Annotated in this window: 20 protein-coding genes; 8 read left to right on the top strand and 12 right to left on the bottom strand. The window is 68.5% G+C overall.

What is annotated here, in order from left to right; translation table 11 throughout:
- Positions 1-20: 20 nt before the first annotated feature.
- Positions 21-776, bottom strand: coding sequence for a GntR family transcriptional regulator (locus BM417_RS15810; protein ID WP_030480591.1), 756 nt, complete (start codon positions 774-776; stop codon positions 21-23).
- Positions 777-999: 223 nt separating this feature from the next.
- On the opposite strand from BM417_RS15810, the gene BM417_RS15815 reads away from it, so the two are divergent.
- Genes BM417_RS15815 through BM417_RS15835 form a run of 5 tightly spaced genes read left to right on the top strand, consistent with a single transcriptional unit; the run spans position 1,000 to position 6,563 of the window.
- Positions 1,000-2,274 carry an extracellular solute-binding protein gene (locus BM417_RS15815; protein ID WP_093593940.1) on the top strand — a complete coding sequence of 425 codons (1,275 nt, stop codon included), beginning with the start codon at positions 1,000-1,002 and terminating at the stop codon, positions 2,272-2,274.
- A gap of 10 nt (positions 2,275-2,284) precedes the next feature.
- The gene (locus BM417_RS15820) at positions 2,285-3,283 is read left to right on the top strand and encodes a carbohydrate ABC transporter permease (RefSeq protein WP_093593943.1); all 999 of its coding nucleotides are present in this window, start codon (positions 2,285-2,287) and stop codon (positions 3,281-3,283) included.
- Positions 3,283-4,101, top strand: coding sequence for a carbohydrate ABC transporter permease (locus tag BM417_RS15825; protein ID WP_093593946.1), 819 nt, complete (start codon positions 3,283-3,285; stop codon positions 4,099-4,101). The genes BM417_RS15820 and BM417_RS15825 overlap by 1 nt, the downstream gene beginning before the upstream one ends.
- A 3-nt stretch (positions 4,102-4,104) precedes the next feature.
- On the top strand, positions 4,105-5,523 hold the full coding sequence (locus BM417_RS15830) for a glycoside hydrolase family 3 protein (protein ID WP_093593949.1): 1,419 nt from the start codon (positions 4,105-4,107) through the stop codon (positions 5,521-5,523).
- Complete coding sequence (locus BM417_RS15835; protein WP_093593951.1) at positions 5,520-6,563, top strand: SIS domain-containing protein; 1,044 nt, start codon at positions 5,520-5,522, stop codon at positions 6,561-6,563. Before BM417_RS15830 ends, BM417_RS15835 begins: the two co-directional genes overlap by 4 nt.
- 55 nt (positions 6,564-6,618) lie before the next feature.
- Here BM417_RS15835 and nagA read toward each other — a convergent pair whose 3' ends face one another.
- Entirely contained in the window at positions 6,619-7,818 is a 1,200-nt protein-coding gene (gene nagA / locus BM417_RS15840) for an N-acetylglucosamine-6-phosphate deacetylase (protein ID WP_093596001.1), read from the bottom strand.
- A 189-nt stretch (positions 7,819-8,007) separates the two neighbouring features.
- Here nagA and BM417_RS15845 point away from each other — a divergent pair, with 189 nt between their 5' ends.
- Entirely contained in the window at positions 8,008-8,682 is a 675-nt protein-coding gene (locus tag BM417_RS15845; protein ID WP_093593954.1) for a FadR/GntR family transcriptional regulator, read from the top strand.
- Here the strand turns inward: BM417_RS15845 and BM417_RS15850 are convergent.
- Entirely contained in the window at positions 8,668-9,546 is an 879-nt protein-coding gene (locus BM417_RS15850; RefSeq protein WP_093593957.1) for a LysR family transcriptional regulator, read from the bottom strand. The genes BM417_RS15845 and BM417_RS15850 overlap by 15 nt on opposite strands.
- A 71-nt stretch (positions 9,547-9,617) precedes the next feature.
- Here BM417_RS15850 and dapA point away from each other — a divergent pair, with 71 nt between their 5' ends.
- Positions 9,618-10,475: a 4-hydroxy-tetrahydrodipicolinate synthase gene (dapA, locus tag BM417_RS15855; RefSeq protein ID WP_093593960.1), complete on the top strand. Its 858-nt coding sequence runs from the start codon at positions 9,618-9,620 to the stop codon at positions 10,473-10,475.
- Here dapA and BM417_RS15860 read toward each other — a convergent pair.
- From BM417_RS15860 to BM417_RS15900, 9 genes are read right to left on the bottom strand one after another with little or no spacing between them, the layout of a single operon-like run.
- Complete coding sequence (locus tag BM417_RS15860; RefSeq protein ID WP_093593963.1) at positions 10,472-11,302, bottom strand: amidohydrolase family protein; 831 nt, start codon at positions 11,300-11,302, stop codon at positions 10,472-10,474. The genes dapA and BM417_RS15860 overlap by 4 nt on opposite strands.
- Positions 11,299-12,255 carry an aldo/keto reductase gene (locus BM417_RS15865; protein ID WP_218164487.1) on the bottom strand — a complete coding sequence of 319 codons (957 nt, stop codon included), beginning with the start codon at positions 12,253-12,255 and terminating at the stop codon, positions 11,299-11,301. The genes BM417_RS15860 and BM417_RS15865 overlap by 4 nt, the downstream gene beginning before the upstream one ends.
- Positions 12,252-12,563, bottom strand: a complete 312-nt coding sequence (locus BM417_RS15870) for an L-rhamnose mutarotase (RefSeq protein WP_093593969.1) — start codon at positions 12,561-12,563, stop codon at positions 12,252-12,254. Before BM417_RS15870 ends, BM417_RS15865 begins: the two co-directional genes overlap by 4 nt.
- A gap of 3 nt (positions 12,564-12,566) precedes the next feature.
- Positions 12,567-13,583, bottom strand: a complete 1,017-nt coding sequence (locus tag BM417_RS15875; RefSeq protein WP_093593972.1) for an ABC transporter permease — start codon at positions 13,581-13,583, stop codon at positions 12,567-12,569.
- Complete coding sequence (locus tag BM417_RS15880; RefSeq protein WP_093593975.1) at positions 13,580-15,055, bottom strand: sugar ABC transporter ATP-binding protein; 1,476 nt, start codon at positions 15,053-15,055, stop codon at positions 13,580-13,582. The genes BM417_RS15875 and BM417_RS15880 overlap by 4 nt, the downstream gene beginning before the upstream one ends.
- Positions 15,055-16,089, bottom strand: coding sequence for a sugar ABC transporter substrate-binding protein (locus BM417_RS15885; protein ID WP_093593978.1), 1,035 nt, complete (start codon positions 16,087-16,089; stop codon positions 15,055-15,057). The genes BM417_RS15880 and BM417_RS15885 overlap by 1 nt, the downstream gene beginning before the upstream one ends.
- A gap of 14 nt (positions 16,090-16,103) precedes the next feature.
- Positions 16,104-16,856 carry an SDR family NAD(P)-dependent oxidoreductase gene (locus BM417_RS15890; protein ID WP_093593981.1) on the bottom strand — a complete coding sequence of 251 codons (753 nt, stop codon included), beginning with the start codon at positions 16,854-16,856 and terminating at the stop codon, positions 16,104-16,106.
- Positions 16,849-18,159: an enolase C-terminal domain-like protein gene (locus BM417_RS15895; RefSeq protein WP_093596004.1), complete on the bottom strand. Its 1,311-nt coding sequence runs from the start codon at positions 18,157-18,159 to the stop codon at positions 16,849-16,851. Before BM417_RS15895 ends, BM417_RS15890 begins: the two co-directional genes overlap by 8 nt.
- Positions 18,159-19,013, bottom strand: a complete 855-nt coding sequence (locus BM417_RS15900) for a fumarylacetoacetate hydrolase family protein (protein WP_093593984.1) — start codon at positions 19,011-19,013, stop codon at positions 18,159-18,161. Before BM417_RS15900 ends, BM417_RS15895 begins: the two co-directional genes overlap by 1 nt.
- Positions 19,014-19,127: 114 nt before the next feature.
- Between BM417_RS15900 and BM417_RS15905 the strand changes: the two genes are divergently transcribed.
- A complete protein-coding gene (locus BM417_RS15905) occupies positions 19,128-21,944 on the top strand; it encodes a S8 family peptidase (protein WP_143138662.1) in 2,817 nt (938 codons plus the stop codon).
- Positions 21,945-21,985: the final 41 nt, after the last annotated feature.

Here is a 21,985-nt window from a genome sequence, read left to right on the forward strand (position 1 = left end):
CCGTGGCGTGCCCCAGGCGATCAAGACGGCCTGTTCAGCGTGGCGACGAACTTGTAGCGGTCACCGCGGTAGACCGATCGGACCCACTCGATCGGATTGCCCTCGGTGTCGAACGAGTGCCGCGACAGCAGCAGCATCGGCAGGCCGATGTCGGCGCCGAGCAGCTCTGCCTCTTCAGGCGACGCGAGTGCGGTCTCGATCGTCTCCTCGGCGTGTCCCATCTCGACACCGAACCGCTCGGACAGCACCTGGTACAGCGAGGCGCCGGGCGCCAGGTACCGGCGCAGCCCGCGGAAGCGGCCCAGCGCGAGGTGCGTCGTCTCGATCGCCATCGGCTCGTTGTCGGCGAGCCGCAGGCGGTGCAGACGCAGGACCTTCGCTCCCGGACGCACGCCCAGATACCGGGCGAGCTCCGCCTCGGCCGGCATCTCCGAAGCCTCGATCAGCTTCGACGACGGCACGCGTCCCTGGGCCCGCATGTCCTCTGTGTACGAAGACAGCTGCAACCTCTGGGCGACTTTGGGTTCCGCCGCAAAGGTGCCCTTGCCCTGCACACGGAGCAAGCGGCCTTCCACCGTCAGCTCGGCAAGCGCCTGGCGAACGGTCGTCCTGGAGACGTCGAACTCCGCGGCCAGCGACCGTTCCGTGGGGATCGGCGAACCGGGCGGCAACGCCCTCAACAGGTCGAGCAGGTGCCGCTTGAGACCCCAGTACTTGGGTTCGCGTTGCGCCCGCGTCCTGGCGTCCACGCCTGATGCAGGCGTCGTCTCCAGCATGGCCTCCTCCTCGCACTCCATGTCAAGCATCACAAGGATGCCTTGTCCGTGTCGATTCGTGCGTCCGAACCCCCGACATCCGCCCCGAAATTCGTCCGATGACTTCGCAACGTCTTGGCAACGCGCTTGACAGACGCGGTGACGCAGCACACGCTGTTCCGCATTGGTCTACACCACTTGGACGTTCCGGCCGAGTGCCGGGCTTGGTGAAAGGGCGCGAACTGTGAAGGGCTGGAGAGGACTCGCTGTCGGTGCCGCCGCACTGGCAGTGGCCGTGTCAGGCTGTGGCACGAGCACGAACAGCGGTAGCACCACGGAGACCAAAGAGATCACCGTGTGGCTCATGGACGGCTCCGCGCCGACGACCCTGACCGACGCCTTGAACAAGGAGTTCGAGCAGGCGAACGGGATCAAGGTCAAGTACGAGGTCCAGAAGTGGACCGGCATTCAGGAGAAGCTGACCACGGCGCTGGCCAGCAGCACCCCGCCGGACGTCATCGAGCTCGGCAACACCCAGACGGCGAGCTTCGCCGACCAGGGCACGCTGGCCGACCTGACCGCGGACGCCGGTCAGTTCAACGGCGGTGAGTGGCTGGGCGGTCTCAAGGACTCGCTGACGCTCAACGGCAAGCAGTACGGCGTTCCGTTCTACGCCGCGAACCGCACCGTGATCTACCGCACCGACCTGCTTCAGGCCGCAGGCGTGGCGAAGCCGCCGACGTCGCGTGCCGAGTGGATCGACGCGATCAACAAGCTCAAGGCCGCGAACGCGTCCAACCCGGACTTCCAGGCGCTGTACCTGCCGGGTCAGTCCTGGTACTTCCTCCTGTCGCTGATCTGGGACGAGGGCGGCGACATCGCCAAGCTCGACAACGGCAAGTGGACGGGCACGCTGGACACGCCGCAGGCCAAGGCCGGCTTCGAGGCGTACAAGGCCCTCTACGACGCGTCGGCCGCCAAGAAGGTCCCGGCTGACATCGACGAGGCGAAGCCCCAGCAGATGGAGGTCTTCGGCACGGGCAACGTGGGCATGATGGTCGGCCTCCCGTGGGAGCTCGGCGGCGCCGTGAAGGCGAAGCCGGACCTGGCGGACAAGACCTCGGCGTTCCCGATCCCGTCCAAGAAGGCCGGTTCGGCCGCGCCGGTGTTCCTCGGTGGCTCGAACCTCGCGATCCCGGCGTCCAGCAAGAACGCCGCGGCCGCGAAGAAGTACCTGGCTCTGCTGTCCTCCAAGAACTACCAGGACCAGCTCGCCGCGGGCGGCGCTGTCCCCGGTACCTCGAAGGACACCTCGAAGCTCGCCAGCAACGCGATCGGCAAGGCCATGGCGGACTCGTCCCCCAACGGCAAGGTCACCCCGGTGACGCCGAAGTGGGCGGCCGTCGAGGCGGGCCAGAACCCGCTGAAGGACGCGCTGACCGCGTACCTCACCGGTGCCAAGTCGCTGGACCAGGCAACGAAGGACGCGAGCGACGCCATCACCAAGGCCATGGCCTAGCCAAGCTGAGATGACGGCCGTCAAAACGACCGAAACGGCAGCGCCGGCAGGGGACCTCCCTCCGGCGCTGCCGCCTGCCGCGACGGGTGGGGCGCCCAGGCGCCGCCGCCGGGGCAGTGCCTTCGACCGGGCGCTGCCCTACCTGCTGCTCGCTCCCGCTCTCATCGCGATCCTCTGGCTGATCGGCTGGCCGGTCGTCTCCGTCTTCGTGACGAGCTTCCGCCAGCTGAACCTCGGCGAGCTGGTCCGCGGTGAGATCGTGTGGACGGGCATCGACAACTACGTGACTGTCCTTCAGGACGAACGGTTCTGGGACGTCTCGCTGCGCACCGTCGTGTTCACCATCGCCGTCGTCGGCGCCTCGGTGGGCATGGGCCTCGGGATCGCGCTGCTGATGCGCGTGCTGACGCCGTGGGTGCGGATCGCCCTGCAGATCGCGATGCTCTGCGCCTGGGCGATGCCGATCCTCGCGTCCACCACGGTCTACCAGTGGATGTTCGACCAGAACTACGGCATCTTGAACAAAACGCTGGTGCAGCTGGGTTTCGACTCGTTCGCCGGCTACTCCTGGTTCTCCTCCGGAACGTCGACGCTGTCCGTCGTCGGCCTGCTGATCATCTGGCAGGCGATCCCCTTCCTCGCCTTCTCGCTCTACGCAGGGCTCGTCGGCATCCCCCGTGACCTCTACGAGGCGGCGGGCATCGACGGCGCGACGGGCTGGCAGACGTTCCGCGCGGTGACGTGGCCGGAGATCAAGTCACTGCTGATGATGGTGACGTTCCTGTCGACGTTGTGGGACTTCAAGGTCTTCGCCCAGATCTGGGTGTTCCGCGAGGGCGGTCCCAGCGGTGAGAGCACGACGCTGCCGGTGCTGCAGTACCTGGAAGGCATCGCGAAGAGCCACTTCGGCGTCGCGGCCGCGATCTCCGTGCTGATGATGGTCATCCTCGGCCTGATCACGTTCCAGTACCTGCGCAAGCTGCTGCAGACGGAGGAGGGCAAGATCTGATGCTCAAGAAGTCTGCGGCGAACGTCGCGGGCCTCGTGCTCGCGTTGTTCTTCATCTTCCCGACGTACTGGATGGTCACGTCGGCGATGAAGCCCAAGGGAACGACGATCACGTCGGACTACGACCTGATCCCGTTCTCGGTGACACTCACGAACTTCATCACGGCGTGGACCAAGCCCGGATTCCTGTCCTCGCTCGGCAACAGCCTCCTGGTGACGCTGACGGCGGTCGTCGCCGCGATCGTCATCGGCATCACCGCCGCGGTCGCCATGTCGCGCTTCGCGTTCCGCGGCCGCAAGAGCTTCGTGCTGCTGATGCTGGTCGCGCAGATGGCGCCGTTCGAGGCGTTGCTGATCCCGATGTTCCTGATGATGCGGGACCTCGGGCTCTACGAGCACCTCTCGTCGCTGATCCTCGTGTACTTCGCGGTGACGCTGCCGTTCTGCGCGTGGACGTTGCGCGGGTTCGTCAACGGCATCCCCGCGGAGCTCGAAGAGGCCGCGATGGTCGACGGCTGCGGCCGTTGGGGTGCGTTCCAGAAGGTCACTTTGCCTTTGCTGGGACCGGGTCTCGTCGCGACGTCGGTGTTCGCGTTCATCACCGCGTGGAACGAGTTCCTGTTCGCCAAGGTGCTGATCCGCAGCCAGGACAGCGAGACGCTGCCCGTGTGGCTGTCCGGTTTCCAGACCGCGTTCGGCACCGACTGGGGTGGCGCGATGGCCGCGTCCGTCCTGTTCACCGTGCCCGCGCTGGTGTTCTTCCTGATCGTGCAACGCAAGATGGTCGCCGGCGTCACCGCCGGTGCTGTGAAGGGATGACGCGTGGATCAGTTGGCCGCTGCCGTTCTGCTTCCCGGTTTCCACGGAACGACCGCCCCCGACTGGTTGCTGCGGCGGGTCGCTGACGGTCTCGGCGGCGTTGTGCTCTTCGGGCGCAACGTCGTCGACGACGCCCAGGTGACCGAGCTCTGCGGCGAACTGCGTTCGGTGCGCCCGGACGTGGTGATCGGCATCGACGAGGAGGGCGGCGACGTCACGCGTCTCGACGCGGGCCGCGGCTCCGAGGTGCCGGGCAACCACGCGCTGGGTGCGGCGGACGATCTCGACCTCACGCGCTCGGTGGCCGCGTCCATCGGCGCGCGGCTGGCGAAGTGCGGGATCTCGCTGAACCTCGCGCCGTCCGCGGATCTGGTGCTGACGCTGGACGACCCGATCATCGGCGTCCGCGCGTTCGGCTCGGACCCGGTGCTCGCCGCACGGCACGTCGCCGCGTGGGTCGAGGGTCTTCAGACCATGGGCGTTGCAGCCTGCGCCAAGCACTTCCCCGGCCACGGAGCGTCCACTGAGGACTCTCACGAGCAGCTTCCCGTGCTGCCCCGAACCGAGGAACAGCTGCGCGCCGTCGAGCTCGTGCCGTTCCAGGCGGCCGTGCACGCGGGCGTCCGCTCGATCATGACCGGCCACCTGGTGATCCCCGAGTGGGGCCCGGCGCCGGTGACGCTGAACAAGCACGCCATCGACCTGCTGCGCACCGAGCTCGGGTTCACCGGCGCGGTGATCACCGACGGCCTGGACATGAAGGCGGTCGGCGGCGACCTCGCCGTGGGTGCCGTCCGAGCCCTGGCCGCTGGCGTGGACTCGTTGTGCCTGGGCGGCGTGGCCCTGGACGACGACGACCTCCAGTGGCTGATCGACTCGATCGTCGCGGCGGTCAAGAGCGGTGAGCTGACGGAAGAACGCCTCACCCAGGCCGCGGCGCGGTCGTTGGCCCTGGGCCAGCCCCCGACGACCATCGACGCCCACGACGCCGAGATCGGTCTCATCGCCGCTCGGCGCGCTGTCGAGGTGCGTGGCCGGGTCGAGGTCGGGTCGAACCCGGTCGTCGTGGACCTGGTCGTGGACTCGTCGATCGCGGTCGGCGACGTCCCGTGGGGCCTCGGTCCCTACCTGCGCGAGGTGCTGCCGGGCGCGGAAGTGATCGCCGCCCGCGACATCTCCGCCGACGAAGTTGCGAAAACCGCAGGTGACCGCACGATTGTGGTCGTGACCCGCGACGCTCATCGGCACACCGGCGCTCGACAACTGGTAACAAACTTAACTAATCTGGGCAAGGACGTGGTGCACGTGGAAACCGGCGTGCCTGGTCCAGACCTGGGCAGCGTCGCCCGCATCGACACCCACGGCGGTTCTCGGGTGAGCCTCCGAGCCGCGGCCGAGCTGATCCTGAAAGGCACGACATGACCACGCCCCAGCCAGGCCAGCACATGGCAGCGGAGATCGCCGAGCAACCGTCGATCTTCTCGTCCCTCTACGCGGCCCGGTCGACGATCGCCGAGGTCGCCGCCGTCATCCGCGAACGCGCACCGCGCTTCGTCCTCTTCGCCGCTCGCGGTTCCAGCGACCACGCCGCGATCTACGCGAAGTACCTGACCGAGATCCTGCTGGAACTCCCCGCGGGCCTGGTCTCGGCGTCGACCACGACGTTGTACGGCGCCGAGCCGGACCTCCGCGACGTCCTGCTGGTGACGGTCTCGCAGTCCGGTGGCTCCCCCGACCTGCTGGAGGTCACCGCCTCCTACCGCAGGCGCGGCGCCCTGACTGTGGCCGTGACCAACACCGCGTCCTCACCCCTGAACGCGGCCGCCGAGCTCTCGGTGGACGTCTCCGCAGGCGTGGAGCACGCGGTGGCCGCCACCAAGACCTACTCGGCCACGTTGCTCGCCCTCTACCTGCTGATCGACGCCATCCGGGGCGGCAACGGCGAGGCCGCGGCCAACCTGGGCGAGCTGGCCCAGGTGACGCTGGACCAGTCGGCGCCGACCGTGGACGAGGCCGTCCGCCGCTACCGGTTCGTGGAGCGGGTCCTCACCACCGGCCGCGGCTACTCCTACGCGACGGCGTTGGAAGCCTCGTTGAAGCTGGCGGAGACGTCGTACCTGGCGGCCCGCGCCTACAGCGGCGCCGACCTCCTGCACGGCCCCGTCGCGGCCGTGGACGGCGAAACCGCGGTCCTGGCCATCACCTCGCTGGGCAAGGGCGGCGACTCGCTGCGCGACGCCCTCGACGTGGTGCACCAGCGCGGCGCGGACGTCGTGGCCGTCGGCTCCGCGTCGGAGAAGGTCGGGGCGACCCTGTCCATCGCCATCCCCGAGACGCCGGAGGAAGTGGCGCCGGTGCTGGAGATCCTCCCCGTGCAGCGTCTGGCCTACGGTCTCGCGCTCGCCCGCGGCGGCGACCCGGACAGCCCGCGAGGCCTGAACAAGGTGACCCGCACCCTTTAGTCCCAACGAAAACGGGCCCCTGCTCACGGTGAGCGGGGGCCCGTTTTCGTTGGTGTTACTGCCCTGCGGTGGCGTACCCGGCCACGACCGGCGCGACGGGCACCGCGGCGTCGAACACGACCTGACCGTCGACCCAGACCTTCTTCGGCCGAAGGTCGTCGTCCCACCACACCAGGTCCGCGACGGCACCCGGTGCGAGACGGCCGAGACCGGACTCGCCGATCACCTCGGCCGGCACGATCGTCGCCGAGGCGAGAGCGTCGGCGACCGGCACTCCCACGGAGACGATGTTGCGCACGGCGCGGTCCAGCGTGAGCGCCGAGCCCGCGATCGTGCCTTCCGGCGAACGCGGCACGCCGTCCTCGGTGAGCAGCACGTCCGCGCCACCGAGGTGGTAGCGGCCCGGCGGCATCCCCGCGGCGGCGACGGCATCCGTGACCAGCGCGACTCGCGCCCCGGCGGCGTTGAACACGAGCCGGCACACGTCCGGACCCACGTGGGCGAGGTCCGCGATGAGCCCGAGGGTGAAGCGTTCGTCGACCAGGGCCACACCGGGCACACCGGGTTCGCGGTGGCCGAGCGGACGCTGGGCGTTGAACAGGTGCGTCACCATGCGGGCACCCGCGTCGGCGGCGGCCCTGGTCTGCTCACCCGTGGCGTCGGAGTGCCCGACGGCGACGAGCACTCCTGCCTCGACGAGCCGGCGAACAGCCTCAAGACCTCCAGGCTGTTCCGGCGCCATGGTCACCATGCGCAACGCACGGCGAATCAGTTCGTCGTCCAGAAGCGCCGAGATCTGGGCCGGCCCAGGCTCGACCATGAACGACGGATCGTGCACCCCTGCCCGTTTCGGCGACAGAAACGGCCCTTCCAGGTGCACGCCGAGCGGCCTGGCCCCGACTCCGTCCGGCAACGCTGCCGAAGCGGCCAGAACGGCACGAGCCTGCCTCAGGACCACGTCGACCGGTGCGGTGATCAACGTGGGCAAGAACCGGGTCACACCGGTGGACGGCAGAGCTTCGGCCACGGAACGCATTCCGGCGGCGTCCACCTCGGCGAAGTCGACGCCGACGGCGCCGTTCACCTGCACGTCGACCAGGCCCGGTGTCAGCAGGCCGTCGGACAGGACCTCCGCGCCGGGTGGTGCTTCACCGGTGGTCACCTCGACGATGCGGCCGTCCCTGATCCGCACCGAGGCAGGACCGACGATCGTGCGACCGAGCAATGCGCGCGGTGCTGCGACAACGGCGTCCAAGATCCCTCCTTGAATGGTCCAGACCATTATGGCGACAACAGGGGTTCCCGTCACGTGTCGTTAAGAGATAACCATCTTACATAGAAGCTGGTTAATGAGCGCCGGAAATGCCGGGATGCGCCGAAGATGACCATCTGTGGCGCATACTGGTCCCCAGACATCCGAGGTCTACGACGAGTTGAGGGTGCCGTGGCAGTCACTGACGATGCGATCCTGCGCGTCAAGGAGATGATCGTTTCGGGCGAGCTGAAGCCCGGCGATCGACTCCCGCGTGAGGCTGACCTGGCAGAACGTCTCGGTTTGTCCCGCAACTCGCTGCGCGAGGCCGTGAAGGCACTGTCACTCGTCCGGGTGTTGGACGTCCGTCAGGGCGACGGCACGTACGTCTCATCACTGCGGGCAGACGACCTGCTCGGCGCGCTGTCGTTCGTGCTCGATCTGCACCGGGGCGAAGATTCGGTCCTGGAAGTTCTTCAGGTTCGGCGCATTCTCGAACCCGCGGCCGCCGCCATGGCCGCCCAGCGCATCGACCCGGAAGAGGTCATCAAGCTCCGCGCCCTCTGTGACGCCGCCGAGAGCGCCAAGTCCGTGGAGGAACTGGTCGAGCACGACCTCGACTTCCACCGCGCCATCGCCCACTGCTCCGGTAACGCCTACCTGGCCCAGCTCCTCGACACGCTGGCCGGCCCCACGGTCCGCGTCCGCATCTGGCGCGGCATCACCCAGTCGAACGCCGTCGACCGCACGGTCGCCGAGCACCGCGCCATCGTCGACGCGCTGGCCGCCCACCAGCCGGAACTCGCGCGCAGCTGGTCCACGGTGCACGTGGCCGGCGTCGAGCAGTGGCTGTCAGACCTGGCGTAGCTGCTCCAGCACCGCACGCACCGCGGGCTGCCCATCGGCCCGATTCCGCACCACGGCGGACACGGTCCGAAACACCTCCTGCTTCAACGGCCGCAACGCCACCCCGGGCCGCCGAGCCACAGAGGGCACCAAAGCAACCCCGAGCCCGGCCTCGACCAGCCCGCACATGACCCCGAAGTCGTCGCAGTAGGCCTGCGCCCGCGGCACGAACCCGGCAGCACCACAGGCGCGCTGGGTCAGCTCGTGGCAGGAGGCGTCGGTGCGCGGCATGATCCACGGCCGGTCGGCCAGCACGGCGAGATCCACAGAGTCCTGCTGCACCAACGGATCGCTCAACGGCAGCGCCACGTTCACGGGCTCCACGAACAGCTCGTGCGACTCGCAGGACGTGGGCAAGGACCGCGGCATGATGTTGTAAGAGTGGATCACCGCGATGTCGATGTCCCCTCGCCGCAACGCGGGCAGTGACGCCTCGGGCTCCATCTCGTGCACGAACAAGTCCACATCGGACCCGTGCGCCGACCGCAGCACCTGGATCACGCGCGGCAGCAAGGCGGCGACGGACACGAACGCCCCGACGCGCACCACGCCGGACACGGACGTGCGCAGCGAAGCCAAGTCCGCCTCGGCAGCGGCGAGCTGATCCAGAACGAGCTGCGTGTGGGCCGCCAGCACGTGTCCGGCACGGGTCAGCGCCAGCCGCCGCCCCTCCCGTTCGACCAGCGCCACCCCGGCCTCGCGTTCCAGCGCGGCGAGTTGCTGGGACACGGCGGGAGAGGTCACGTGGAGGGCCTCCGCGGCGGCCGTGACCGTGCCGTGGACCGACAGAGCGTGGAGCAATCGGAGCCTTCGCACATCCAACACAAAGCACAGCTTAACGTTCCGAGCAGAACTTCTAACTGGAACTTTGCGAAGACTAGAGCCACGCTGGAGTCATGTTCGGACGAGTGCTCGTAGCGATGGTCACCCCGTTCACCCCCGACGGTGACCTGGACCTCAAGGGTGCGCAGGAGCTGGCGGCGCACCTCGTCGACAAGGGCGGGGCGGACGGGCTGGTCGTCAACGGCACGACCGGCGAGGCCCCCACCACCACCGATGCCGAGAAGGCGCAGATCATCAGGGCCGTGAAGGAGGCCGTCGGCGACCGGACCCAGATCCTCGCGGGCGTCGGCACCAACTCCACCCGCCACACCATCGAACTCTCCCGCAGCGCCGAGGAGAACGGCGCGGACGGCCTGCTCGTCGTGACGCCGTACTACAGCAAGCCCACGCAGGAAGGCGTCGAGAACCACTTCCGCGCGGTCGCCGACGCGTCCGGGATCCCGGCGCTGCTCTACGACATCCCCGGCCGCACCGGCACCGCGATCGAGACCGAGACGCTGCTGCGGCTCTCCGAGCACCCGCGGATCGTCGGCGTGAAGGACTGCAAGGTCGACCTGCTCGCGACGGCCCGCGTGATCGCCGAGACCGGCCTCGACTTCTACTCCGGCAACGACGAGCTGATCCTGCCGCTGTACTCGATCGGCGGCGTCGGCACGGTCAGCACCGTCGGCCACGTCGTCGGCAACGAGATCAAGGCGATGCTCGACGCCTACGACGAGGGCGACAACAAGGAAGCCCTGCGCCGCCACCAGGCGTTGCTGCCGGTGATCACCGCGATCATGACCCGCGAGCCCGGTGCCGTCGCCGTCAAGGCCGCGCTCAACCTGCTCGGACTCCCGGCCGGCCCGGTCCGCGAACCGCTCGCCGGAGCCACGCCGAAGCTGATCAACGAGCTGAAGGCGCTGTTCTAAAGCCCGTAGACCCGGCGAGCAGTGCCCGAGAAGATCTCGGCCTGCTCGCCGGCCGACAGCTCCGAAACCAGCTCCCGCGCAGCACCAAGCCACTCGTCGTAAGAGGCGGCCAGCAGACACACGGGCCAGTCCGAGCCGAACATCAACCGCTCAGGCCCGAACGCGTCCAGCACGACCTCGAAGTACGGCCGGAGCTGCCCAACGTCCCACGACTTCCAGTCGGCCTCGGTGACCAGCCCGGACAGCTTGCACGTCACGTTCTCGTGCGCCGCCAAAGAGCGCACCAGCTCGGCCCACTCCCCCGGATCCGAGCCGATCGCGGGCTTCGAGCAGTGGTCCACCACGAACTGGACCTGGGGCAACGCCGCCACGGTCCGGCGCGCGGCAGGCATCTGGTGCGGCAACGTCAGCAGTTCGTAGATCAGCCCGGCAGCGCCGACCTGGGCAAGCCCGTGCCACACGTCCTTGCGGCACAACCACTCCGGGTCCGGCTCGCCCTGCACCTGGTGCCGGATCCCGCGCAGCCACGAACCATCGGGCCCGTCCACCAACGCCGCCAGCGCATCGCCGACGGCCGCCGAGGTCAGATCGGTCCATCCGACCACCGCACCGACCACGTCCGAAGACGCCGCGACAGCCAGGAACTCCGGTGTCTCCTCCGGCACGCACACCGTCTGCACCAGCACGGACGTCGACACGTCCGGTGCGGCGGCGACGAAGTCGGGTTCCAGGAACGACCGCCGGATCGCGCCCATCGGCGGATCGGTGATCCAGTCCTGGTCCCGGACCGAGAGATCCCACAGGTGGTGGTGAGCGTCGACGATCACGGCGTCGGAACCTCCGCACCCAGCAGCCCCGACGACTTCAGCTCCTCCCACAGCCCGGCGGGAATCGAGGCCGAGAAGTAAGCCGCGTTCGACGTCATCTGCGAGGCGTTGCGAGAGCCGATCACGACCGACACCACAGCGGGATGACCGAGAGCGAACTGGATCGCCACCTCGGGCAACGTCACCCCGTGCCGTCCACAGACCTCGGCGATCGCCCGAGCCCGCGCCACCAACGAAGCGGGCGCGTCCTCGTAGTTGTACTTCGCGTCGGCGGCCACGACGGGCTTCGACAGCAGCCCGGAGTTGAACACCCCGCACGCCACCACCGAAACACCACGCTCGACACAGGCAGGCAGGAACGACGGCAGCGCAGGCTGTTCCAGCAGCGTGTACCGCCCGGCCAGCATCACCACGTCGATGTCGGTCTCGCGGACGAACCGCTCCGGCATCTCCCACTGGTTCATGCCGACGCCGATAGCACCGACGACACCCTGCGACCGCAGCTCTTCCAACGCCGGATAGGCCTCGCCAAAAGCCACGTCCCAGTAGTCATCGGGATCGTGGATGTAGACGATCTCCACCCGGTCCGTGCCGAGACGCTCCAAAGAGGACTCAAGAGACCGCTTGACCCCGTCGGCCGAGTAGTCCCGAATCCGCCGGAACGTCCGCGGCACCGCGAAACCCTCGTCATCGAGCCCCGAACCGTCGAACGGCTCCAGCACCCGCCCGACCTTCGTGGAGATCACGTACTCGTCGCGCGGACGCCCGGCCAGCCCGAGGCCGAGCCGCCGTTCCGACAGCCCGAGCCCGTAGTGCGGCGCGGTGTCGAAGTACCGGACACCGGTCTGCCAGGCCGCCTCCACCGCACCGAGAGCCTCCTCGTCAGAGATCTCCCGGTACAGGTTGCCGATCGGCGCGGCACCAAAGCCCAGACGAGAAACAGCAACCTTCACGGCAGCTCCCACACGAGTCGCACATCGGGTTCGGCGCCGGAGTAGTCGTCCTCGACCTCCAGCAGTTCGGCCATCTGAGCCTGCCACGGAACGTTGGCCGGGTGCTCAGCGAGAAACGCCCTCATCGCGCGGTAGTCATCGACCTCGACGAGGTGGAACAGCTCGCGCCCAGAACGCCAGATCCGCCACGAACGCACCCCGGCCTCGCGCAACGCCCCATCCAGCTCCAGGGGAATGGACGCGTGGATGCGGTCGTAGTCGGCCTCGCGCCCCTCGCGAAGCCGAGTGTGCAACGCAACGGTCTCCAACGCTCACTCCTGCTTCTGGCCGGTGGCGAACCGCGTCACGATCAACGCGAGGATGATCACCGCACCGTACGAGGCCTTGATGTAGAAGCCGGACACACCCTGCAACCGCAGGATCTGCTCCACAAGCCCCAGCATCAGCACGCCCGACAACGCACCGAACAGCGTGCCCTTGCCGCCCTGCAACGAGATTCCGCCGATCACCGCGGCCGCGAAGACCTGGAAGATCATGCCCTCGCCCTGGGTGGCGGCGACGGATCCCAGCCGCCCGGTCATCAGGATGCCCGCGATCACGGCCAGCACCGAACCGATGATCAGCACGATCCACACCACCCGGTCGACCCGGATGCCCGCGGCCCGCGCGGCCTCCGAGTTGCCGCCGATCGCGTACAGCGAACGGCCGGCGCGCAGGTACTTCAACACGAAGATGCCTGCCGCGTAACAGACGATGCAGATCCACACCGCCGCCGGCAGCCCGAGCCAGGTAGTGGAACCCAGGTACAGGAACGACTCCGGCACGTCGATCAGCGACTTGCCCTCGGTGATCGCGAGCTGAAGGCCGCGCAGCATCGTCAGCATGCCCAGGGTCACCATGAACCCGGACAGCCCGACCTTCAGGATCAGGAACCCGTTCAGGCCACCGATCGCCACACCGATCAGGATGCACAACGGCAACGCCAGCCACGCGGCCAGACCGACGTCCAGCCCACCGGCCGACGACGGAATGATCAACGCGACCGCCAGCGCGGGCGCGAGACCGACCGTCGACTCCAGCGAGAGGTCCATCTTGCCGACGATCAGGATCATCGCCTGGCCCAGCACCAGCAACGACAGCTCGCTCTGCTGGGTCAGCACGGCGATCAGGTTGTTGGGCGTGAGGAAGATCGGCGAGAGAATCGCCCCGATGATCAGCAGGAGGATGATCACCGGGACCAGTGCGAGGTCCTGGTACCGCGCGAGCCGGAACTTCTGCTTCTCCGGAGGTGCAGACGCCGAGACCGGCGGAGTCATGGCCTTGGTCATTCTGAGCTCATTCCTTCAATGGCAGCGATGAGTTCCTGATCGCGCCAGCCGCGTGCGAACTCCCGCACGACCTGGCCGTGGAACAGCACCAGAACACGGTCGCAGACCCGCAGGTCGTCCAGCTCGTCGGAGACGACGATCGCGGCCTTGCCCCGGCGCGCCTGCGCGTCGACGACCCCGAGCAGCGACTCCTTGGACTTCACGTCGACACCCGCGGTCGGGTTGATCAGCACCAGCACGGACGGGTCGCCTGCCAAGGCACGCGCCATCACGACCTTCTGCTGGTTGCCGCCGGACAGGTCCGAGACCGGCTGGTCCGGGCCCGCCGCCTTGACGTCGTACGACGCGATCGCCGTGCTGCCCGCCGACCGTTGAGCCGACGGCCACACGAACGCACCCGCCGTGCTCATCGTCGCGTTCTCCGCGATCGACAGGTCCAGCACGAGCCCCTGGTGATGCCGATCCCGTGGCACACAGCCGATTCCGGCCTTCAAAGCAGCCGGAACGTCGCCGCCGCGCACCGAGGCACCGTCCACCGAGATCGAGCCGGACACAGGCTTGCGCAGCCCGTAGACGGTCTCCGCGAACTCGTGCTTGCCCGACGACGCACTGCCAGCGAGCCCGATGACCTCGCCACGGGTAGCCGCGAGCGAGATGTCCGAGAAGTGGTCCCCGCTCAACGAGGACACGGACAGCACGAGATCGTCAGAAGAAGGCCGGTCGTCGCCGCTGGGCACGTTCAGCCCACCGGCCTCACCGGTCATCGCCTCGATCAGGTCGGGCTTCGACATCTCGGCCACCGGCGCGGTGACGATGTGCCGCGCGTCGCGGTAGACCGTCACCGTCTGGCAGACCTCGTAGACCTCCTGCAGGTGGTGGGAGATGAACAGGAACGTCACTCCCTTGTCCTGCAACGACCTCATCCGGTCGAACAGCCGCTCGATCGCCGGGCCGTCGAGCTGCGCGGTCGGTTCGTCGAGGATCACGAACCGCGAGCCGATCGACAACGCCCGCGCGATCTCGACCAGCTGTCGCTGTTCGACGGTCAGCGTGGACACCAACGAGTCCGGGTCCACCGCCACGTCGTAGGTCTCCAGCAGCGACGAAGCCTCCCGTCGCAGCCTCTTCCAGCTGATCAGCCCGCCGCCGAGGTCCTGCCGGTTGATGAACAGGTTCTCGGCGACCGACAGCTCCGGCACGACCGTCGACTTCTGGTACACGCACGCGACATGCCGGCGCCAGGCCGAACTGTCGGCGACGGGCGGCGCGGGTTCGCCGAAGAAGCTGACCTCGCCCGCGTCCGGCGTCTGCATGCCGGTGAGGATCGAGACCAACGTCGACTTGCCCGCGCCGTTGCGACCGACGAGCGCGTGCGACTCACCGGCCCGGATCTCGATGCCCACGTCGTCCAACGCGAGCGTGCGTCCGAACCGCTTCGTGACGCCACGCGCGACAGCAGCAAAGTCACTCATCAGATCTGGTTGCCCCAGAACGCCTTGTCGTCCACGTTCTCCTTGGTGATCAGCGGCGCGGGCAGCTGGTCCTCGAGACGGCCACCGCCGACGTCGACGATCGTGGAGTCGTGGTCGGTCTTGCCGGGCTGGAACGTCTTGCCCTCAACAGCGGCCTTCGCGTAGAAGAGCGCCCACTGCGCGTAGAGGTCGGCCGGCTGCGACACGGTCGCGTCGATCTCGCCCTTGCGGATGGCTTCGAGCTCCGACGGGATGCCGTCGTTGGAGACGATGAAGACGTGCTTGGGGTCGGTCGGCGGGACCAGCAGGTTCTTCTGCTTGAGCACCTGGAGCGTCGGCGCGAGGAACACGCCACCGGCCTGCATGTAGATGCCGTTGATGTCCGGGTGCTGGTTGAGCCTGGTCTGCAGGGCCGCGGACGCCTTCGCGCCCTCCCAGTCGGTCGGCTCCTCGAACACCGTGATGCCGGGGTAGTTCTGCTTCATGCAGGCGGCGAACGCCTCGGAGCGGTCGCGGCCGTTGACCGACGACAGCGCGCCCTGGAACTCGACGACCTTGCCCTTGCCGCCCAGCTTGTCCCCGAGGAACTTGCAGGCCTTCTCGCCGTACGCCTTGTTGTCCGCGCGCACGACCATGTAGGTCTTGCCCTTGTCCGGACGGGTGTCGACGGTGACGACGGGGATGTTCGCCTTCTCCAACCGGTCCAAAGTGGACGCGATGGCGCCGGTGTCCTGCGGGGCCATCACGATCGCCTTGGCACCCTGCGACTGCAGCGACTGCGCGTTGGCGACCAGGTTCTCGACCTTGTTCTGCGAGTTGGTCGGGTTCAGCAGGTTGATCCCGAGTTCCTTGGCCTTGTCCGGGAAGTACTTGATGTAGGAGTTCCAGAAGTCGGAGTCGGCCCGCGGGTGGTCGGCGCCGATCGGGCCGACGCCGCCGGCACCGGTGCCGGCGGCCCCGCCGCCACACGCGGACAGTGTGAGTGCACCGGCGAGCGCGAGGCACACCGCGACGGTGAGGTTGCGACGCTTCATCGTTGAATTGCCTTTCATGACTGCTGGGGACGCAAACGCAGGCCATACATGCCACCGTCGACGGCGAGGATCGTGCCGGCGGTGGACCCCGACAGCGGGCTCGCCAGGTAGGCGATGGCTCCCGCGACCTCATCAGCGGAGACGAGCCGGCCGTGTGGCTGGCGTGCCTCCAACGCGGCTCGTTCGGCGGCCGGGTCCGGCGCCGAGTCGAGCAGACGGCCCACCCACGGGGTGTCCGCCGTGCCGGGGGCGACCGCGTTGACGCGAATGCCTTCGCGGACGTGGTCGGCGGCCATCGCGAGCGTCAGCGAGTACACCGCGCCCTTGCTGGCCGAGTAGAGAGCACGCTGCGGGAGCCCGGCCCAGGCAGCGATGGAACAGGTGTTGACGATCGCCGCGGACGGCGAGTTCTTCAGGTGCGGCAACGCGGCCCGCGAGACGCGGACCATGCCGAGCACGTTGACGTTCAGGACCTTCGACCACTCCTCGTCGGAGTTGGCCGTGACGTCGCCCTGCGCGCCGATGCCCGCGTTGTTCACCACGACGTCGAGCCGCCCGAACCGCTCGACGACCTCGTCGATGGCGGCCTTCACGCTCTCGTCGTCCGACACGTCCGCGCGGATCCCGACCAGCGGGTCCTTGACGTCCGGGTTGAGGTCCAGCGCGACCGCGGTCGCACCGCGCGAGGCCAGCAGTTCCGCCGTAGCGAGGCCGATTCCGGACGCGCCACCCGTGACGACGGCGACGAGTCCTTCGAAGTCAGTCATTCTCACCCTCCAGCGCCGTCCACACAGGACCCTCGGGGTAGACGTAGTCGGCCAGCGTCTCGTCCTTGAGCTGTGCGGAGAATCCCGGCGCGGCGGGTGCCAGGTAGCGGCCGTTCTCGACGACGGCCGGGTCCAGGAAGTGTTCGTGCAGGTGGTCGACCCACTCGATCACGCGCTCGCCGACCTCGCCGGAGACCGCGACGTAGTCGAAGAACGACAGGTGCCTGACCAGCTCGCACAGGCCGACACCACCGGCGTGCGGGCACACCGGGATGTCGAACTTCCTGGCCAGCAACAGGATCGCGATGTTCTCGTTGACGCCCGCGACCCGGCAGGCGTCGAGCTGAAGCACGTCGATCGCACCGGCCTGCAGCAGTTGCTTGAAGATCACCCGGTTCTGCACGTGCTCGCCGGTGGCGACCCTGATCGGGGCCAGCGCGTCGGCGATCGCGCGGTGCGCCAGCACGTCGTCCGGGGAGGTGGGCTCCTCGATCCAGTACGGGTTGAACGGCGCGAGCTCACGCATCCAGCGGACCGCCGTGTCGACGTCCCAGCGCTGGTTCGCGTCCACTGCCACCCGGACTTCGTCGCCGACGACCTCGCGGGCGAGCTTCATCCTGCGGACGTCGTCGTCGAGGCTGCCGCCGACCTTGAGCTTGATCATGTCGAAGCCGTCGGCGAGGGCCTGGCGGGCGAGACCGGCGAGCTTCTCGTCGGAGTAGCCGAGCCAGCCCGGTGACGTCGTGTAGGCCGGATATCCTTCGCGGGCAATGGTTTCCGCACGCTCGGCCTTGCCGTGCTCGATCTTGCGCAGGATCTGCAACGCCTCGTCGGGCGTCAGCGCGTCGGAGAGGTACCGGAAGTCGACGAGGCTGACGATGTCCTCGGGCGTCATCCGCGCGAGGAACCGCCAGACCGGCAGCCCGGCGCGACGGGCGGCGAGGTCCCAGGCCGCGTTGACGACGGCGCCGATCGCCATGTGCGCGACGCCCTTCTCGGGGCCGAGCCAGCGGATCTGCGAGTCGCCGATGAGCTCGAAGTACAGCTCTGCCAGCGCTTTCGCGTCCTCCGGCACGTCCTTGCCGACGACGTGCGGAGCCAGCGCCCTGATCCCGGCTGCCTGCACGTCGTTGCCGCGGCCGATGGTGAACGCGAGCCCGTGGCCCTCAGGTCCGTCGTCGGTCCGCAGCACCACGTACGCGGCGCTGTAGTCCGGGTCCGGGTTCATCGCGTCGGAGCCGTCGAGCTCGCGCGACGTCGGGAACCGGATGTCGAGGACGTCCAGTGCGATGATCTTCGGCATCACGCCTGCCCGAGGGTCTGCCGCTGCTTGCCGAGGCCTTCGATCTCCAGCTCGACCACGTCACCGGCGCGCAGGTACGGCTTCGGCTCCGGCTGGCCGAGCGCGACACCAGCGGGTGTACCCGTGTTGATGACGTCACCCGGACGAAGGACAAGGAACTGGCTGAGGTAGCGGACGATCTCCGCCACCGGGAAGATCATGTTCTTGGTGGACGAGTTCTGCTTGATCTCGCCGTTCACCCAGAGCCGCATCTCCAGGCTCTGCGGGTCGGCGATCTCGTCGGCGGGCACGAGGAAGGGGCCGAGCGGGTTGAACGTCTCGCAGTTCTTGCCCTTGTCCCACGTCCCGCCGCGCTCGATCTGGAACTCGCGCTCGGAGACGTCGTGCGAGAGCACGTACGCGCCGACGCACGCCAGAGCGTCCTCTTCGGACTCGAGGTAGCGAGCGGTGCGGCCGATGACGACGCCGAGCTCGACCTCCCAGTCGGTCTTCACGGACCGGCGCGGGACGAGCACCTCGTCGTACGGGCCCACGATCGTGTCGGGCGTCTTGAGGAACATCACCGGCTCGCCGGGGATGTCCGCGCCGGTCTCCTCCGCGTGGTCGCGGTAGTTGAGGCCGATGCAGATGACCTTGCCCGGATGCGCGAGCGGCGACCCGATCCGGACGCCCTCGGTGCTCAGGGCCCCCAGTTCGCCGGCTTCGAGGGCGGCCCGAACGCGCGCCACGCCGTCGTTCGCGAGGAACGCCCCGTCGATGTCCGGGGTGATCGGCAGGAGGTCGTATGTGGTCCCGTCGTCGGTCCTGACTGCAGGACGTTCATCGCCGACCGGCCCCAGGCGCAAGAACTGCACGGCCGTTCCTCCTCTGCTCACACCCCTACGAAATACATCGGATGTATAGCCCCGCGAGGCCGCCTTCGTCTAGGGCTCAGGGTGAAGTCGTCCGATGAATAAGAGGAGTTGATCATGAATCTGGTGGCCACGTCACTCCTGGTGGGCGCACTGCTCGCGCCATCCGGCCCAGTCGAGCCTGTAACCGTTTTCGTGGAGCTGACCTCGACCGCAGCCGCCGACACGGGCAACGTCGCACAGGCGCGTTCAGCCCGGAATCGGACATCGGAGCACGTCTCCCGAGTGGTCTCCCGGTCCGGGGGCCGAGAAGTCGCCCGAACGACCAACGCGGTGCCCGGCGTGATGCTGTCGGCGGACAAGTCACGCTTGTCCGCTTTGTCGCGCATGCCCGAGGTGCGCGCGGTGCACCGGATGGTCCCCAAGAAGCTCACGAACGCCCACGCCGTCCGCCTCACCCGGACGTCCGACGTGTGGAAGTCGCTCGGGCGCTTCGGCGACGGCGTGCGCATCGGCGTGATCGACACCGGCATCGACTACCGGCACGCGGACTTCGGCGGCGGCACATTTCCCACTGGCAAGGTCGTCGGCGGCCACGACTTCGCGGGCGACGCCTACACCGGCAAGTCCGGGTCGATCCCGGAGCCGGACGCCGACCCGCTGGACTGCGAGGGCCACGGCACGCACGTCGCCGGGACCGCGGCCGGGTACGGGGTCAACGCCGACGGCACGACCTATCGCGGTTCCTACTCGTCGGTCGATCTCGACTCGTTGAAGATCGGCCCGGGAACGGCACCCAAGGCGTCGCTCTACGCGCTGAAGGTGTTCGGCTGCGAGGGCGGCACGAACCTGACCGCGCAGGCCCTGGACTGGGCGCTCGACCCCAACGGCGACGGCGACTTCTCCGACAAGCTCGACGTGGTGAACCTGTCGCTGGGCAGCGACTTCGGCGCGCCGGACGACCCCGACTCGCTGTTCGTGCGCAAACTCGTCGAACACGGCGTGGTCGTGGTCGCGGCGGCCGGCAACGGTGGCGACTTCTACGACGTCTCCGGGTCTCCCGGCAACTCGCCGGAGGCGATCTCCGTGGCGAACAGCCGTGACTCGTTCTCGATGCTGGACGGGCTGGAGGTCGCGGGCAGGCAGTGGCCGGGCCAGTACAGCCAGAACTTCAAGGACTCCTTCGACCTGACCCTGCCCGTCGTGCGGCTTTCGTCCAATGTGGATGGCTGCAAACCGATCTCCGAACCACTGGCCGGGAAGATCGTCTGGCTGGAGTGGGACGACAGCGACGCCACCCGCGCCTGCGGTTCGGGTGCCCGCACCGACAACGCCTGGAAGGCCGGGGCGGCCGGGGTGCTGCTGCCGACGACGTTGCCGGTGTTCGCGGCCGGAATCGCCGGAAACGCGCACATTCCCGCGTTCCAGCTGACGGCGGCGGCCTCCACCGCGTTGCGTCCGGCCTTGGAGGCCGGAACCCTGACCGTGCACCTGACCTCGGCGTTGAAGGTCGCGGTGCCTTCCGTGGAGCCGGCGATCGCGGACACGATCACGCCGTCGTCGTCGCGCTCTCGTTCGTCGATCGCCGTGGCAGCGCCGGGTGACACGATCTTCTCCGCCGCCTCCGGAACGGCCTCGGACGGCGTGTCGATGGGTGGCACGTCGATGGCGTCGCCGCACGTCGCCGGGATCGCCGCGCTGCTGCGCGAGGTCCATCCGAAGTGGACGGTCGCGGAGATCAAGGCGGCACTGACCAACACCGCCTCCGGCGTGGTCCGGGACGCGGACGGCGTGCGGGAGGCGCCGATGCGGGTCGGCGCGGGCCGGGTGGACGGGCTCGCCGCGCTGTCGTCCGACGTGCTGGCGCTGGGCGACGCGTCGTTCGGCACGGTCGAGGCCGCCGGTCCGGTGCTGACCAGCCGGACGATCCGGTTGGTGAACAAGGGTTCGCAGGCCGTTCGCCTGAACGCGCGCTACGAACCGATCACCGCCGTGCCTGGCGTGTCCTTCCAGGTCATCGTGCCTTACGTCGCGCTGCCGCCGGGCGGTTCGGCGTCGGTGCCCGTGCAGCTGCGGATCTCGAACCCCGCCGCGTTGCGCAAGACCCCCGACCCCACGGTCTCGCTGGACGAGGGCCGTCAGTTCCTGGCGGAGGCGTCCGGCCAGGTGACGTTCACCGGCGACCGGACTCTCCACGTGCCGGTCTACGCGGCGCCGAAGCCGGTGGCGCGCCTGACCGCGTCCGGTGACCGGGTCGCGGGCCGTGGCCTCGACCAGCCCGGCTACCAGTCCCGGATGACCGCGCTGACACTCGGCGCGCGCTCCGACCGCCTCGCCGACTGCGGCCCTGACGTGCAGGACAACTGCGCGATCAACCGCACCGCGCGCGGCGGCGACCTGCGGTACGTGGGCGCGACGGCGACCTCGGACCTGCTGGCGTTCGGCGTCGCGACCTGGAGCACCTGGGCGAACATCGGCAGCAACATCCAGCCGGAGGTGAAGTTCTCGGTGGGCGGCAAGGACTTCGTGACCACCGCCGTGAAGCCGACCAACCCCGACGGCGACATCACCGCCGACATCTGGCTCGCCAGGACCAAGGTCGCGGGTTCGGACGAGGTCGTGGACGAGCAGCCGCTGAACGGACTGGACGGCGCGACCGACACGAACCTGTTCGACAGCGACGTCGTGGTGCTGCCGGTGTCACGGGCGGCTCTGCCATCCGGCCCGGTGACCTACACCGTTGGCGTGCGAAGCCCTTACACCGCGCCCGCCGACTCGGACGACCTGGTCGACGTCACCCCCGCCGCCACGTTCGACTACAGCTTGATCGTTCCCGGACTGTCCACAGTGGTCCGTTCGGGTGATCCAGTTCCGGCCGGCTCGTTGGTGTTCTTCCACCACAACGCAAGCGGTAACCGCGCTTTCGTGAGGTGACACCCGGTTGGGCGTGCCTAAGGTGAGCGGGTCTCGGCATA

Origin of the sequence: Lentzea waywayandensis (genome assembly GCF_900115955.1) — a bacterium.
Classification (GTDB): domain Bacteria; phylum Actinomycetota; class Actinomycetes; order Mycobacteriales; family Pseudonocardiaceae; genus Lentzea; species Lentzea waywayandensis.